Origin of the sequence: Halobacteriovorax sp. ZH5_bin.2 (assembly GCF_043196375.1) — a bacterium.
Taxonomy (GTDB): domain Bacteria; phylum Bdellovibrionota; class Bacteriovoracia; order Bacteriovoracales; family Bacteriovoracaceae; genus Halobacteriovorax_A.
In genome coordinates, this window is sequence record NZ_JBEBMJ010000006.1 from 19,014 (window position 1) to 34,540 (window position 15,527).

The 15,527-nt window shown below is 35.7% G+C and carries 19 protein-coding genes; 5 read left to right on the forward strand and 14 right to left on the reverse strand.

Annotation, left to right across the window (positions count from 1 at the left end; genetic code table 11):
- Positions 1–210: 210 nt before the first annotated feature.
- Positions 211–465, reverse strand: coding sequence for a hypothetical protein (locus tag ABMA76_RS14065; protein ID WP_393061915.1), 255 nt, complete (start codon positions 463–465; stop codon positions 211–213).
- A gap of 193 nt (positions 466–658) precedes the next feature.
- On the opposite strand from ABMA76_RS14065, the gene ABMA76_RS14070 reads away from it, so the two are divergent.
- From ABMA76_RS14070 to ABMA76_RS14080, 3 genes are all read left to right on the forward strand, one after another.
- Positions 659–1,708, forward strand: a complete 1,050-nt coding sequence (locus ABMA76_RS14070) for a hypothetical protein (RefSeq protein ID WP_393061917.1) — start codon at positions 659–661, stop codon at positions 1,706–1,708.
- Between the two features lie 71 nt (positions 1,709–1,779).
- Positions 1,780–2,370, forward strand: coding sequence for an HAD-IB family hydrolase (locus ABMA76_RS14075; protein WP_393061919.1), 591 nt, complete (start codon positions 1,780–1,782; stop codon positions 2,368–2,370).
- A gap of 93 nt (positions 2,371–2,463) precedes the next feature.
- Entirely contained in the window at positions 2,464–3,096 is a 633-nt protein-coding gene (locus tag ABMA76_RS14080; protein WP_393061921.1) for a hypothetical protein, read from the forward strand.
- 4 nt (positions 3,097–3,100) lie between these two features.
- On the opposite strand, the gene ABMA76_RS14085 is transcribed toward ABMA76_RS14080, so the two are convergent.
- The 4 genes from ABMA76_RS14085 to ABMA76_RS14100 all read right to left on the reverse strand — a co-directional run bounded on the left by ABMA76_RS14085 (position 3,101) and on the right by ABMA76_RS14100 (position 6,546).
- Positions 3,101–4,021, reverse strand: a complete 921-nt coding sequence (locus ABMA76_RS14085; protein WP_393061923.1) for a glutaminase — start codon at positions 4,019–4,021, stop codon at positions 3,101–3,103.
- 69 nt (positions 4,022–4,090) lie between these two features.
- Positions 4,091–4,843, reverse strand: a complete 753-nt coding sequence (locus ABMA76_RS14090; RefSeq protein WP_392911605.1) for a substrate-binding periplasmic protein — start codon at positions 4,841–4,843, stop codon at positions 4,091–4,093.
- A gap of 118 nt (positions 4,844–4,961) precedes the next feature.
- Positions 4,962–5,711, reverse strand: coding sequence for a type 1 glutamine amidotransferase domain-containing protein (locus ABMA76_RS14095; RefSeq protein WP_392911603.1), 750 nt, complete (start codon positions 5,709–5,711; stop codon positions 4,962–4,964).
- Between the two features lie 379 nt (positions 5,712–6,090).
- A complete protein-coding gene (locus ABMA76_RS14100; RefSeq protein WP_392911601.1) occupies positions 6,091–6,546 on the reverse strand; it encodes a hypothetical protein in 456 nt (151 codons plus the stop codon).
- A 358-nt stretch (positions 6,547–6,904) separates the two neighbouring features.
- Here ABMA76_RS14100 and ABMA76_RS14105 point away from each other — a divergent pair, with 358 nt between their 5' ends.
- Positions 6,905–7,705 (forward strand): DNA helicase, encoded by an 801-nt coding sequence (locus ABMA76_RS14105; protein ID WP_392911599.1) that lies wholly within the window; start codon positions 6,905–6,907, stop codon positions 7,703–7,705.
- 61 nt (positions 7,706–7,766) lie between these two features.
- On the opposite strand, the gene ABMA76_RS14110 is transcribed toward ABMA76_RS14105, so the two are convergent.
- From ABMA76_RS14110 to ABMA76_RS14125, 4 genes are all read right to left on the reverse strand, one after another.
- The gene (locus ABMA76_RS14110) at positions 7,767–8,288 is read right to left on the reverse strand and encodes a hypothetical protein (RefSeq protein ID WP_393061925.1); all 522 of its coding nucleotides are present in this window, start codon (positions 8,286–8,288) and stop codon (positions 7,767–7,769) included.
- Positions 8,289–8,310: 22 nt separating this feature from the next.
- Complete coding sequence (locus ABMA76_RS14115) at positions 8,311–8,835, reverse strand: hypothetical protein (RefSeq protein WP_392911595.1); 525 nt, start codon at positions 8,833–8,835, stop codon at positions 8,311–8,313.
- A 241-nt stretch (positions 8,836–9,076) separates the two neighbouring features.
- Positions 9,077–9,448, reverse strand: coding sequence for a hypothetical protein (locus tag ABMA76_RS14120; RefSeq protein ID WP_393061927.1), 372 nt, complete (start codon positions 9,446–9,448; stop codon positions 9,077–9,079).
- Between the two features lie 123 nt (positions 9,449–9,571).
- On the reverse strand, positions 9,572–9,859 hold the full coding sequence (locus ABMA76_RS14125) for a trypsin-like serine protease (protein ID WP_393061929.1): 288 nt from the start codon (positions 9,857–9,859) through the stop codon (positions 9,572–9,574).
- Positions 9,860–10,007: 148 nt separating this feature from the next.
- Between ABMA76_RS14125 and ABMA76_RS14130 the strand changes: the two genes are divergently transcribed.
- Positions 10,008–10,973 (forward strand): tRNA-dihydrouridine synthase family protein, encoded by a 966-nt coding sequence (locus ABMA76_RS14130; protein WP_392911591.1) that lies wholly within the window; start codon positions 10,008–10,010, stop codon positions 10,971–10,973.
- A 122-nt stretch (positions 10,974–11,095) separates the two neighbouring features.
- Here the strand turns inward: ABMA76_RS14130 and ABMA76_RS14135 are convergent, their stop codons facing one another.
- The 5 genes from ABMA76_RS14135 to ABMA76_RS14155 form a co-directional block, all read right to left on the reverse strand.
- Complete coding sequence (locus ABMA76_RS14135; protein ID WP_393061931.1) at positions 11,096–11,641, reverse strand: GNAT family N-acetyltransferase; 546 nt, start codon at positions 11,639–11,641, stop codon at positions 11,096–11,098.
- A 113-nt stretch (positions 11,642–11,754) separates the two neighbouring features.
- Positions 11,755–12,354, reverse strand: coding sequence for a hypothetical protein (locus ABMA76_RS14140; RefSeq protein ID WP_392911586.1), 600 nt, complete (start codon positions 12,352–12,354; stop codon positions 11,755–11,757).
- A 52-nt stretch (positions 12,355–12,406) separates the two neighbouring features.
- Positions 12,407–13,075, reverse strand: a complete 669-nt coding sequence (locus ABMA76_RS14145) for an ion channel (protein ID WP_392911584.1) — start codon at positions 13,073–13,075, stop codon at positions 12,407–12,409.
- Positions 13,076–13,336: 261 nt separating this feature from the next.
- The gene (locus ABMA76_RS14150) at positions 13,337–13,513 is read right to left on the reverse strand and encodes a hypothetical protein (protein WP_392911582.1); all 177 of its coding nucleotides are present in this window, start codon (positions 13,511–13,513) and stop codon (positions 13,337–13,339) included.
- A 93-nt stretch (positions 13,514–13,606) separates the two neighbouring features.
- Positions 13,607–15,526 carry an ATP-binding protein gene (locus ABMA76_RS14155; protein ID WP_392911580.1) on the reverse strand — a complete coding sequence of 640 codons (1,920 nt, stop codon included), beginning with the start codon at positions 15,524–15,526 and terminating at the stop codon, positions 13,607–13,609.
- Position 15,527 lies beyond the last annotated feature (1 nt).

The window sequence follows — 15,527 nt, forward strand, 5'->3', positions numbered from 1 at the left end:
ATCCTTAAAACACAGCACTTACATGGATATGTAAGATTTAGAAGAATTTAACCAAAATTAAATCTATGAATATGTTTTACTGATAATATGTAGTTAGTGATAGTTCTTGTTTGAGAATGACCACTCTGCGTACAGCACATCGTTGCGTGTGCGGCTTAACAAAAAAGCCCTTTTCATTGATTAGGGCTTTTTTATATCTTTTCTACCAGTTTATAGCTTAAACCAATTATCCTTACAGCTGACTAATTGATCATTTCTTAGTAAGCAACTTGTGAATCTCTCTTCACCATAAGCGCCGACATAGAAATCAACTTCTGTGTACTCGCCATTTTCTTTCACTTGATCAAGAACAACATAACCTTCAAAGCGTAGCGCATTTTCTAAAGTATTAATTAACTGACTTTCTGAAGCAGCAAAAGAGAATGATGGAGTTAAAAATAGTACTGCTAATAAAAGTGATTTCATAAGTGGTCCCCTAATTTATTATGGGTCCTATTGCTACGTCGAAAACGATGCTTTGGCCATGAGTTTGTACTTCTTATCAATTAGCTTATTCCAATAGATTCAATCGATAGATAGAAAATACCCTTAGTAAACACCTATCACACCTAGTGCTACAATAATAAATTCAATAACATACAGTAAAAAAAGGATATTGATGTTAAAAAAAGTATCAACCTTCACATTTCTACTCTTAATAATCTCTTCACTTCTTACTTCGTGTGACCCTGGAGGAGATGATGAACCTCAGGCAAATGGAGGCAATTTCGGTTGGGGCGCAAGTGGCCTTAGTATTGAGAAAGTCAAAAGTAAGATGAATATGGTTCCTGCAATTACAACAAAGCCGAGCTCAACAGATGGTGGAGTCTATATTTCCAGAACACAACATTATGAAGAACCTGCATGTCATGGAAGGCCAGCTTTTTGGTCAGATCATTTTGAGATAGCAGCAGAAAGCGATAGTGTTCCACAAAGCATTCTACAAAAGATTGTAGCAATGGCAGAAGTTAATCTTGAGATGTTTGCTGGTCATCTCAACTTAAATAACACAGATCTAATCACTGTTGCCTTTGGTGGAAGGATTGGTATTTGTGTCCTTAACAGAACTTCATCCCATGGATCAGGTCACGGGTCAGCACTCGTTGTTAGTGCCTATAATAGTAATGCTGATAATGGCTTTAGTTATGAGTATACTCTCCATAAACATGAGCTTATGCATATCTTAGACTCTCAATTCAATCATAATGAACATGGCTTTAATGTTACACCAGGTTGGTGGGTTGAAGGTTTAGCAGAGCTATCATCAGGTGCTCCTATTCTGAGTGCTAAGCAGTGGGCAAGCTACCACAATAAGTATGCACCATCACGTAATATCGTCGCTGACGGTCAGGCCGAGTCAGGGAGTTACAATGCTTATCCCCTATATACGACAATCGTAGCATACCTCCAATCACAAGGTTTAGGGACAAGTGCCTTTAAATTATTTATACAAAAAGATCGTTGGCATGGCCTTGATACAATCGACACAGCTCCCTGTCCTTCTGATCGAGTCTTTACTGGTGCCTGTGTTGCCCCGGCCAATGTGATGAATAATTTTGAATATCAATTTAATGATATCTTAAATAGCTCAACCTCCCCCCTATCGAGCTATGGCGAATTTGAAACAAATTATTACAACCTTGTTTTAAGTTGGCTTCAAAGTAGATAACACTCAAAGGCCCTTATTTAAGGGCCTTTTTATTTCATGACATGCTGTCTAGCTTACCTTAAAATTTCATCATGAACTTGGCCCTATTTGATTTTGATGGAACGATAACCTTCAAAGATACATTTACAGAATTTATCTATTATTCAGTTAGCAAGAGAAAGCTAAGACTTGGTAAATTCTTACTCTCTCCCTTTGTGTTGGCCTATAAATTAAAGCTTCTTTCAGGGCCAAGAATGCGCGCCCTCATCGTCAAGTATGCCTATACAAGACAGAATGCTTCAAAACTTAAAGATCAAGGCCTTAGCTTTTCCAAATCATTTCTTCCAAAAGTTATTAGAAATAATGCCCAAGAAGAGATTGAGCGTCATCGAAAACTTGGAAGTAAGATTGTCATCGTATCGGCTTCTTTGGATATCTACCTTGCCCCATGGTGTGAGGAAAATGGATTTGAGCTTATCTGCTCCTCTCTAGAAACTAGAGCTGGTATCTGTACAGGAAGCTATCATAATGGCGATTGTACTGGTTATATGAAGGCCAAGAGAGTTAAAGAGAAGTATGACCTCTCAAGCTTTGAAAAGATCTTCGCCTATGGTGACACCGCAGAAGATAAGCAGCTGCTAGAACTAGCAGATGAGGCCTATATGTGCTGGCAAAAAATTTAGCTCAATAATTAATACATAGTTCACTTTGTAATCTGTACATTCCTTGGTTAAATCAATTACATTAAACAAATTAAATTACACCTAGGAATATATATGATTAAAAAACAAATTATCATCGTTGCACTTATCTCTTTAACTTTTGCAACTAAGGCATCTGAAAATGAGTTATGTAAAAAAATTGGTAAGAAGTATCCTCAAGATGCTTCACTTTGTAAGAGGATCATAAAAAATGGTGGACCTTTAGATACCAACGTTATTCCTATTTGTTCAGAGATTGCAAATTACTCAACATACTATGCTATGACTTGTGTAAGAAAAGCAGTGGGGAAAAGCTATCCAGAGAATGCTGCTCAAAACTGTATTAATATTGCAAAAGAAGTAAAAGAGAACTCAGTGAATGCAGTTGCCTGCGTTGAGGTTTCTGTAAATAAAGAATTTGATGATAATATCTTAGCAACTTGTGATGAGGTGGCCAAGTACTCGACGTTCAATGGTTATCAATGCCTAAGCTATGCTGCAAACTCTCGCTTTAGTAAACCTGCTGCTGAATTTTGTACAGCGATGGCAAAGGAAACAAAAGATTTTGCGACTTATACATTTAACTGTCTCGAGTTAACAGCAGATAAAATAATCAGTGAAGACGACTTGGCCCCATGTTACGAAGAGTTATTAAAAGGTGAAGATTTTGGCCCATTTAAGGCAAAAGAATGTCTCTTACAACTTTAATCTTTTAGTAAATTGATTGCTCAGAATATGTTGTAAAAAGCTCTAGTGCTTCAATTCCCGCTAAAGAGTTTCCTGTATCATCTAAGCAAGGTGACCAAGTTGAAATCGACATCTCATTTGGGATTACACCAACGATACCCCCACCAACTCCAGACTTTGCAGGAATTCCAACTCGGTAGGCAAAGTCTCCTACAGAGTTATAGAGACCACATGTCATCATTATGGCATTCATTCTCTTATTTTGACTCTTCGTTAAAATCTTCTTTCCATTCCAAGGGTTTTGTCCATTCGAACTAAAAAGTCTAAAAGATCTTGCTAGGTCAACACATGACATTTCGATCGAACAAATTGTTGTATAAACATCAATGACTTTTGAAACTTCATTATTAATATTACCAAAGCTTTTCATGAAGTATGTCAGGGCATAATTTCGATTAGCACATTCAAGCTCTGAGGCCCTTACAGACTCATTAATAAAAATACTATCGTTACCACTTAGCTCGCGAACAAATTTTAAAACCTCATTCACAGGATCGTCATAGAGGTCAATTAGCGTATCCACGACAACGATGGCACCAGCATTGATAAATGGATTGCGAGGAATTCCCCCTTCATTTTCAAGAAGCACAAGTGAATCAAAGCGGTTTCCAGAAGGCTCAAGGCCTACACGAGACCATAATTTTGAGTCGAGTTTCTGATACGCCAGAACTAATGAAAAGACTTTAGAGATTGATTGAATGGAAAATGACTTTTGGGCGTTACCAATAATATACTCATGCCCATTATTGGTACAAATCGACATACCGAATTGGTTAGGGTCAACCTTACTTAGTTCGGGGATATAGTCAGCAACATTTCCCTTGCCAATAATTGGTAGGATTTCAGCATAAATCCTTTCTAAAATCTGTGTATAATTCTCTTCCATGGGAATTAATATAACTTTAAACTTCTACTTTTTTAATTCTATTTTTGATTTTAATGAAACTCTTACCTACTATTTATCGATATTAGTAAAATCTGGCATTTTATGATTCCACTTTTTATAGATTTTTTCGAGGTCTTTAGTCTTAAGTAGTCTGGCCATATTCTGATCAAAGATCTTAATAAGCTCTTGTGACTTCTTAGTACGAGAGAATCTGACATAGAGATTCTTTGTAATAACTGGCTTAATGACATATTTACTTAAATCAAACTTTAATTCTTTTAATTTAGGCATAAGGGTATTATTAGAGTCGATAAAGAACTTTATTCGATCCTTTTCTAAAAGTTTTAAACCTTGATTAGTATCTTGAAGCTCTCTCCAGTCTAATTTAGTTTTTATATATTCATGGTAATTATAGCCACGAACCCAATAGACTCTTTGACCCTTTAGGCCCTCTACACCTTTCCAAGCTTTTAGAGAACTCTTTTTATAGATCACAAGTGTATATTCGACATCGATTGGATAATTTGGATAGATTGATTCTTCATCACTATTATAAGCTCCGAGCATGGCATCTTTGAAATTTTCATTTACATACTTAACGGCCCTAGGCCATGGAACGAATGTATAATTAACTTTGATATTTGAAAGAGAGTAAGCTTTTTTTACCAGTTCAAAATAAAGCCCTGTTCCGTCTTTATTCGTAAAGCCATCCCATTTAGGAGTCGAGATTTCGATCGTCTTTATTTCACTTGCGAAGCTTGCATTCAGCAAAGTAGCGTGAAAAAGAGTAACCGTTAAAAGGAGTTTTATTTTTACCATCACGCCTAAAAGGCTATATTAACCAAATAGTATTGACAAGAAGATACGCGCTATCTTTTCGCGAAATCAACGTGTTAGTGAGTTAAAGAGCTCCCACCTTTAAACGGGTGGGAGAATTTATTTATTTCTTTATTAATTCAATAACTTTAAGTGTTGCTTGCTTTGCGGAGGCAGGATTTTGCCCTGTAACCAATCTTTCATCGACGATGACATTCTCACTCCAGGCATTACCATAGATATGCTTGCCACCTCTTTGAGCTAGCTTCTCTTCTAGTAAGAAAGGAATGATCTCAAGTTGTTCAATCAACGCCTCTTCTTCTCTTGTGAAAGCGGCAAACTTCTTACCATCGATAAGATACTTTCCATTAGATAATTTGATATCAGAAAGCGCGGCCGTTCCATGACAAATTGCTGAGACAACTCCCGCCATTTCATAGAGCTCTTTTGAGATACGATTAACATCCTTGTTATTAGCAAAGTCCCACATTGCTCCTGAACCACCACTATAAATGACGGCCGCGTAATCTTTTGGTTTAATCTTTGCTAGTGGAATTGTGCGAATGACCTTGGCCATAAGCTTTGCATCTTTTAAGAAGCGATCATTAAAGCTATCTTTTTCGACAAAGCTATTCATATCAATCGGTGCACTTCCACCTTGTGGACTGGCGATATCAACTTTAATACCTGCCTTAGTTAATTCGTAATACGGATGAGTTAATTCTGGTAACCAAAAACCAGTCTTCTTGCCAGTATTACCTAGTTTGTCGTGACTAGTTACCACGATAAGAACCTTTTGATTTGACTTGGCCAAAGTGTTAGTCCCTAGACCTAGAGTAAGTAGTAAAGCTGAAACCTTAAATAACATACGCATATTTTCTCCTTCATCGTTTGTTGATTATGGAGTTAATATAGCGTGGGTATTTTTTGATTTCCTTTACATAGGTTGAAAACGGTCTTTTTCTTTAAAAAGTAATACAAGAAAATTTTTGCTTAGCAACTGCAATAATACTTGGTGATCGAAAATCAATACGGTGATGAAAATTCGCCTCACCATGTAACCTGAAAGTATAGAGACTCAACTCTAGCAGTACCAATATCTAGTGCAAAAACGTTTAATGATAAGACCGCGCAGGTCATGATAATAATAGATTTCATTCTTCCCTCCATTTAGTTAATCAATAATGATCAGAAATCATAGATAAGAAAAATAAGTTTTTAACAGAGGTGAGATAAGAACATTTTATACTTAATTATCTTTCGAAATAGATGCAGTATCTTAAATTCCCAGTGAAGTTTCGATACTTGGACACGAGATACTCGCCTGAGCCTCTGTAAATCGTTCTATTCCCACTGTTATGAGAAATATTAAGGTCAGACTCTAAATTCAGTTCTGAGAATGAATCTTCATACTTGTCCAGAAGTTCAAATCTAGTCATCGAATCAAGATAGTTCTCATAATTAGAAACTACTGTTAAGAGCTCATATGATTTATTTTTTCTGATATAGAGAATGCTACCTAATTTCTCATTAACTGAATCTGGCTGATAACAGCGGCCATTCCAAACTCTGCCTTGAATCTCATTAAGTATTTGTGGACTGCTCAGAGAACTTCCCTCTTTAAACATATTACGAACCTTATTGAAGTCCATTGCCGCACTTGCATTTAGAGAGATCGCTAGAGCAATTAAGAAGAATGCCTTATTCATATGTAAATCCTTAAAATTTGTATTTTATGTTACTTAACATATTATTTCGTATCGTCTCTTTTTTTATTGCCCCTTTGCAGATTTTTCATGCTTGAGGCACTCCAAGAGCATCTCTTCCCTAAGCTCAGGCGCAACAAGGGTTTTCAGTAAACTATAAGCGTTCTAGTTCATCGATACTGAACTAGTGCTTGCACAAACCCTCATTGAGCACTAACATATTAGCTAGGTGATTATTCACGCCTCCCCCCTTCAAAGGGAAAGCACTAGAGTGCAGAATGAATCAAATTTCTATATCTAACCTTTAATAAGGCTAGGACATAAGAAGGGATTGTTTATACGGCCAAGTTGGAGGTTTCAGATGAAATTATCATCACCTATTTTCGTTTTAAAAAGTCATGCCAAAAAGTTGAAGAAAGAGCAAGACATTACCATGTCCGAAGCACTAGACCAAATTGCACGCAAAGAAGGCTTCTCTTCTTGGTCACTATTGATGTCCAAGTCCCAAGAACTCTTACCACAAAAGTATAGCGACATCTTAGACTACTTAAACAATGGCGACCTTATTCTCATTGGAGCAAGACCGGGCATGGGAAAAACAAGCTTTGCCCTTGGCCTCTTCGTTCAAGCCATCAATGCCAATCGCACAAAAAGCTTCTGCTTTACACTGGCCCACACTCACAAAGAATATGCTGCCCGTATTGGAACTTATGACCAAAGCATTGGCGAAAATAATGATCGCTTTGAACTCAACTACTCCGATGACATCAGCGCAGACTACATCATCAAGAAAACAAAAGAAAAGATCGCTCCTGGCTCATTTATCATAGTGGACTATCTACAACTCCTCGATGAAAAGCGAACCAATCCACCTCTACAAACTCAGGCGGAGAAGCTTAAAACTTATGCAAAAGAAACTGGTGCAATCATAATCTTCATATCGCAAATCGTTCGTGATGTTGAAGACCGAATCGACAAACGCCCAACTGTGGACGATATACGTCTTCCTAACCCACTCGATCTAAGCTTAATAAATAAGATTATTCTTCTTTATCGACTCAAGCGTGATTCAAAAGTTGTTGACGTAACTTTCGCTGGAAAGAAGGATCATAGTTTTCAAATTGGATGGGATGGATCTGAAGTTCGTTTTTTTGATTTGTAATTGAGATAGATCAGTGTGCTTTAAATTTGCGTTATGCAAAGATAAAGCACATGGAACATATTTACTGGAATTCACAAATATCGTACTTGAGTTGAGTGCATGTCTTTCCTCTTGCACGCCTAACCCTTTTAATCTTTGTTCTAATTAAGTCTTTATATATTTCGTTTGTCTCTTCTTTATACAAAATATTCAAATAATCTAGCATCGTCATTTTTCTGCCACGTGTGTCTTCAATGATCCAATTAACGTCATAACCTGCATCGAGCAGTGCTTTAATATCGTCATCATGGCCCTTATATAGAACAAAATAAATAAAGGACCTACCATAGCAATTGATACTAGTTCCGTATTCACGAAGAAAATAGTAAGAGCTTTTACTTGGAATTTTATTTGAGTACTTCTTTATGAAACCTAAAGTTGTAGCACCACTATTCATATTCATAACAACTTCACATAAAACTTTAGTTTCATCATAGTCTAAAATAGACTCATTATTTGAACTTACATATTCAAAATCAGAGGCAAGCACCTTCGTTGAACAAAGCGTGAGTAGCGATACTAAAATAAAGAAGTAATTTCTCATATGAACTCCTAACAACTTTAATCTAGTCGGCCTCAAAAGCTACAGGTTTAATTACAACTTTTTCAAACCTTGGAACTACTACAGTGTCTAGTAATAAATCTCTAAGTTCATCATTAGTAAAAGCTTCTGCATCACTTCTTACTTCATGAAAACCAGCTACAGAATTTTCTTCTCTATTTTTAAAGCAGTTAAGATATGTCTTACCTGATTTGCTTAGATCTATTTTCACGCTATATTCTAAGATATTAAATGAGATTACCATTGTTGAAGTCATTGTATCTTTAAAAACTTCATTAAGTTGTTGTGATACTTTATGAATATTAAGCTTACTTCCTGTGCTTATGATTCTATCTGTTTTGTCATTTTTAGTGTAATGCAATCTACAAAATGTTGAGTTATCTCCAGCGATGACCTTTGAACTTGTTCCCGCTTTTAACGTAATATTACGCTCAAATGTAAATGCCTTTCCAGTTGGTACTACGGTTTTAAGGGGCTTATAAGACGTTCTAGCGACATCATTTGTCCCTGCAAATGCTGAAGTGGACATAAGTAACATAGTAGTTAATAGCATTTTTTTCATAAGATACTCCCTTTGGATCGTGTGTTTTTCAGTTCATAAATTCATTTTTCTAAATAAAAAATATCATGACATCTAAATGCATATAGGACTAAGTTGAAATACATGAACTATTTATCTGTAAAAAGTTTAGACAAAAGTCATTAATTCCAGACACTTAGATCAATCGAGAGGATTAAGAGTCTTGTGCAAAGGTAAAGCACATGGAACTTTAATTAAGGGAGCTTTTTATCGTGGCGTTGATCCATTCCAGATGCCTTACAAGCGGAACGGCATAGAATGTTTTCAAAACATCATCACATTGAGGTGCGAGAACAAAGTATCCTCTTAGGTTACGATAGTTTCTCTCAATGAAGTACTTTAAGTTTTCTGTTCCCCCACTAACGAGAGCATGCAATTGATATTCACCAGATTCAGTAACTGAAAATATCGGAGCACCGCTGTCCCCAGGACAAACCTTGTTATTCTCAGCTGGAAGATAAGAATTCGCCGGGCGATTTTTGAAATTCTTCTTTAATTTTACTTCAGATAGATACCATGGGGCCACGCCGCCCTGGCCACTTGAAAGTTGAGAAAAAAGCACCAAGGGTGCACTTGAATCATTCGAAATTAAAAATTTCTTATTCAGCTCTAATGGAGCTTTTTTGAAATAATCAATCGATTCAGAAGGTACACGTTCTAAGAAAACAAGGGCAAGATCATATGTCTACTTCTTTTTACTATTGTACTTTGGATGAATGACAATATTCTTAACTGGAATCCAGTCAGCAGATAGATTTCTCCCATCATATAGCTTCATATGAAATAAGAATTCATTTGCTCCACCGACTACACAATGGGCCGCCGTAATTGCAATATCGTCTTCTAATAAAACGGCCTTGCAGCCATTTACTGTACCAACTCGCATGAATTGATAATTATAAATCTCTTCTCCACCAAGAGAGGCATATGTGTTTAGGGATAAAAGAATTAATCCTAATAATAGCTTTTTCATAATATTTTCCAATTATTTGCGGTGAGATAGATTTAACACACATATAATAATCACACGTTAAACAAATATAATCGTGAAAGATTTATATGTTACACGGCCCCTTGATTCTTCTATACCAAAGGAACGATTTTGGTGTAGTAAATGAGCTATGAGTTTTACTGATCACCTGGTCCTCGCCCCCATTCGCGGCGTAACCAACTATGTTTATCGCAATGCCTTGGAGCAGACCTTTTCTGGCGCTGATAGTGCCATCGCTCCCTATATTGTGACGAAAGAATCAAACGAGCTCAACCAACGTCAGCTTCATGATGTTCTACCAGAGAAGAACCTTATTCCTACAACGGCCCAAATCCTCACAAAGGAAATTGATCAATTCTTGTATGTGGCCAATATCTATAAAGACTTTGGTGTTAAAAAAGTTAATTTGAATATGGGGTGTCCTTATCCAATGGTTGCCAATCGAACGAAGGGATCAGGTCTTCTACTTCATCCTGATAAAGTAGAAAAACTCTTAACGGGAATTAAAGAAAAATGTCCCATCGAATTTACGGTTAAGATTCGCCTTGGGCGTGAGGATGTCTCTGAGATAAAAGAGATCATTCCCATGATCAATAAATTGGAAATTAATGATTTCACAATCCATGCTCGCTACGGAAAACAGATTTATGTTGGCGGCGTGGATCTTGATGCCTTTGAAGAGTGCCTACCTCTTTTAAATACACCTCCCTGCTATAACGGAGATATTAATACGGTCGAAGACTTCAAGGCCTATAAGGCAAGATTTCCACAGATTAATCGCTGGATGGTAGGACGCGCGGGCCTCTCAAACCCAGCTCTCATAGCCCAAATCAAAGGTTCCAAATTTAACGAGCAAACTTACCTGGCAAAATTCATTGAAATGCACAAGCTTATGACTGAAGAATACCTCTCGATGGATAATGCCAAGTCAGACTATCTGCAAAAGATGCGCGGTCACTGGCTCTACTTCAAAGACATTTTTGAAAATGAACACAAGGTTTATAAGAAGGTGAAGAAGGCCAAGTCTATCGAGCATTATAATGATGTTGTTGAATGGATTTTCGAGCAGGATCTTAATGCGGCTTTTTTAGATTAAATCATCAAGCACCTAGTACGTGATACTTTTTCGTTAGAGCCGCATTAAGTGACTAGAAAGAGGAGGCGAATTTAAAAAACTTACTTTTAAAAGCAAAGTTCAATTTTAGAATCCAGTTACATTTAATTCCAATTAGGATTTATTTTACTTGTCAGCACATGATCCTGCCACTTTCCATTAATATGTAAGTAGTTCTTGGCAGTACCATGTTCTTCAAAACCGAGACGCTTTAGTAAATTTCCGCTGCGCTTATTATGTGGAATATAATTGGCCACGATACGATGAAAATTTAATTCATCAAAAATGTATTCGATTCCACGAGATAGGGCCTCATTCATATAACCTTGAGATTGAAAGCTCTCCCCTAATTTATAACCAACTCGACAGTTCTGAAAAGGGCCTCTTTCTAGAGTTGTGAAATTAACCATTCCAATTAGATCACTGCTATCTTTAAGATAGATATTAAAACGAACTGACACACCATTTTCAAATTCATCGATAGCGGCTTGAGTTTTCTCTTTCCAAAATTCTCTTGTAAAGAAGTTCTCGGGTTTCTTAGGATCCCAAGGTGCAAGATGCGCTTCATTGTCTTGATAAAACTTCAATATATCGTCTACTCGATCTAAAGAAGGGATGGCCAGGATAAGTCTTTGAGTTTCAATTTTCATAATTCAATTATAGTTCACAAAAGTAAAAAAGTGCTCATAAAACTTTGGTTCTTAGTGCTTTTTCTTTACGCCTAGTCAACGATAAAGGACCTAGAATCATTTTAAAACTCTTTCTAATTAATTCCACTAGTTTCAAGAAGTTTATCAATATCGTTAATAATCATGCTTCCATTATCTGAAAGAGTTAAGGTAATTGTAAAAACGACGACACCGCATACAAATAGTAAATAGTTTCGCATTCTAGATTGTTTTTCAATTTGGTAGATATCATCTGGAGAGACAAGAAGTAAGAAAATAAAAGCTATCAAAGCATAGGGTTGCACCATAAGTGCAAAGATAAATGAAACACTACCCTTTGGAAAATTACGAATAACTGTTCGAGTCCTAAGAGTTGTGTATACTGCAAAATTAATTAATACAAAAATGAGCAGAAAAATTGCAAATATCTGAACGTAGAAAAAGCTAGGATTGAGGACTAAAGGCGCAGTTTCCCAACCACTTAAATGTTCCGGCACCCACGGTTTTTCAAAGTAATGAAAAAGATAATAAATAGGTCCATCAATATCGTCACCAAACATAATGTAATCAGCATAGGCCCTAAAGCTAAAAAGCAAGGTCCCCAAAGGCAAAACAGTTCCTAACAAAATATATTTTAAACGTGATACCTTCTCACTAGGAAATAAGAATCGTAAAACTTTTCTAAGATTAAACATACTTTCTCCTAAAGAATAGTTCTATATATAAACACGTCTAATTTCAAATGATTTAAGTATCTTTTCTCAATTCTATTGATTTTTCTTCCCTTCTTGAAATATAAGTAGAAAATACAATCGCAATAAATATAAATGATAAAAACATTTGAATAATAGCAGTTGGTTTATCTGTTGTTGTCATGTCACCATAGCCAACACTTGTAGAAGTCGCTAAACTAAAGTAAACATAATCGACCCAACTGTGAACTTTTTCACAGTTAGCAATAAGACTATTGTTAGAGTAATATATATTAGAAAATCCCAATACAAGCTCAGCAAAATTAAAGTTTAGCAATATTAGATTCCTATTATAAGATATTGCCTCTGAATTTAAGTCTCTTAAATATACCAAGTTAAACAAGACAGAAAAAAGGTCAAAAAGAAAATAGCTAGCTATATAGAAACGAATATTTTCCTCTATGTTAATACACAATAGTATGAAAAGTATTAATGGTTTTAAAACCACCCATACCTCAATACAAATCTTAAGTGTTAGATATTTGTTTATGACAGAACATCTTAAAAGACTTATCACAGAAAAGAATCTCGTTATTAACAATATAATTGTAAAGTATCTTTCAATACCAAAATATTTTTCCTTATCATGATATACATACTTTATTTTCTTTCTTGTACTTTTTAAATAACCTCGAACCCTTTCTTTTTCAGTCTTCCCCACCATGACACCCCCGCCAAGAAAATAAGTTAAATAATTAAAGTATAACCTTATGTACTTATCGGAAATTTAATTGAACAGGATAAGTACATAAGAAACATTCCTTTAAAGTGAAACTACTTATTCAATCGCTACAAATTATTCTATTATCTCATATGAGTTTTTTGATTCCAGGTGCCTTTTCGTTGAAATTGCTTAAAGAAAAAGCACCAGGAACCTTATTGCTTTATCTTGTTTCAAGGGACGGATTCATATATGAAACTATATTTATTTGGAAATTGAATTCATCCAATTATGTAAAAAAATAATTCCTATAAATATAATAACAATGCCACTTCCTTTTAAAGAAAGATCATCTCCACCAAGCATCATTCCTCCTCCTATCAACGGAAAAACAGTTTGAGTGTAAAACAACACCTTCTCTTTAAAGAACATATTTTTCATATACTATTCCCAGTTAATAACTTCGGTTTCAGGTCTTTCTCATTGACCATACGTAAATAAAAAGCACCTGGATCTTATTATATTTTAAAAAAATTATAACTTTATCTTTTTCCCTTCTTCGACAAACCAATTATCTGAAACTTTATTATTATCACTTTTTGGTAATGGATCGGCCCTATTAACCTTAAATATTGCTGGTAGTTTTGATGCTGCTCCAAATACTAAAGCATGTCTCGTCGGCAAACTTACAAGTCTATTGATTATTACGTCAGATGCACTTGGCGCAATCTTTCTTATGTGAATCAAATCATCAGGGTTCATAATACGATGAACAATAAAACTTGAGCATTGAGACAGTACTGTTTTTGATAGTTCTGAAGGGCGTTGTGAGGACAAAAGAATAAACAAACCAAATTTTCGTCCTTCCTTTGCTATTCTTTCAAATATTTTTCTAGCTTCGAAATCTATACCGCTATTTACAGAAATGTATCGATGAGCCTCTTCAAGAACAAAATTAACAGGAAACTTATTCCTATTCTCAGCTTTTCTTAATCTCTCAAAAATCATTCTAGAGATAACAGCTGTTGAAATCTCAACAACATCATCTTCAGCAGCATTTAAATCCAAAATTGTGAATTGACTTGTTTTAACAAGACCATCCTTCGTTTCAGACAATCCCAACATCTTGTTGCAATACTCTTCTTTAGAGATAAAGCTTTCTAAGTCACCACGCAAAAACTCAAATTCCTCGTAATCTTTTAGAGCCTTAAAGCGAGTAAGCATCTGGGAACAGTAGTCTCTTATTTGTTTATTCCCATGAGCCTCCTCATAAAGAATTGCAAATTCTAAATACTTTTCCATATTGTTAAATGCAAAGGGTTTATTTGAATAAGCAGGAATCTCAACATTCGGTAAAACAAAGGACTCTAGTTCATCAAGAAACTTTTGATCATTTCCATCAGGAAAGTTACCATACTGTGAATTGAACTTGAACTTCGTCAAGATAGTATGATCCAAGAGAGAATTGCCAAACTTACTTAACAAAACCTTCATTACTTGAGCAGTTGATACGGGAGACATAGAATTTAACCACGCTCCTTTTATACAAGAAGCAAGCAAGTGTGCGACCAACTTTTCAGTCCCCTCCTCTTCGCCTTCCAGCAATCCTGACATACCTAGAGCCAACCTCAAGATAGGCTTTTGAGACTTATCGCTTGCTTTTAACAGTAGTGCCCATTCATCGAAAGAAAGGAACCAGTGAGGAAGAACAAATAATTCCTCCCCTTCTTTTGGTTCTAGACTTGAAACAGTTACAACTTTTTTATCGTACTCAGAGTTAAGGTAATCTAATGCGTCTGAGTACTCCCCATTTACATCAAAAATTATAAAACTTGCACCAAGAGGTGAGAAAGATGTCTTTTTGAAAAGATTTTGAAGTACAGATGAGATTGTGCAGGACTTCCCACTACCTGTATTTCCAAGCACAGCACTATGGGAACCAAAAAACTTATTAAGCTCAATTTTAACTTCATAGTTTTTAAAAGTTGTACTTCTTCCTACTGAAAGATAGTTAAGTTTCGTATTTTTACTGTCGGCAAAGTATTCTTCTGCACTGTTGACATCAAAGATGATATCTAACTCTTCTTTTCCAACGAAGATTACGTCTGCATAGATCTGTGGATACTTAGAAACTCCAAACTCAAACTCTTTTTCGGGAAAAACCGAAAGGGTCCCTACTGGTGCAATTTCTATATACTTTGCAACTTTACTCTTTGCGTTTGAGAATGACTCATTCTTCTGAACAGAGGGACTTGAATCTCTCTCTTTTAAACCAACAACCTCACCAATTACAATGTCGCTACCAACACGAACTCCAAGATAACTCTCCAAAAGAGAATGTTCATAAATATCTTCAAAGGAGTTAACAACATGACTCTCTGCTCCTTCTAGTAACTCTGCTTCAATGCTTCCAGTATTGATTTTTACAACTTTTCCAATGACCTTATCTTTCATT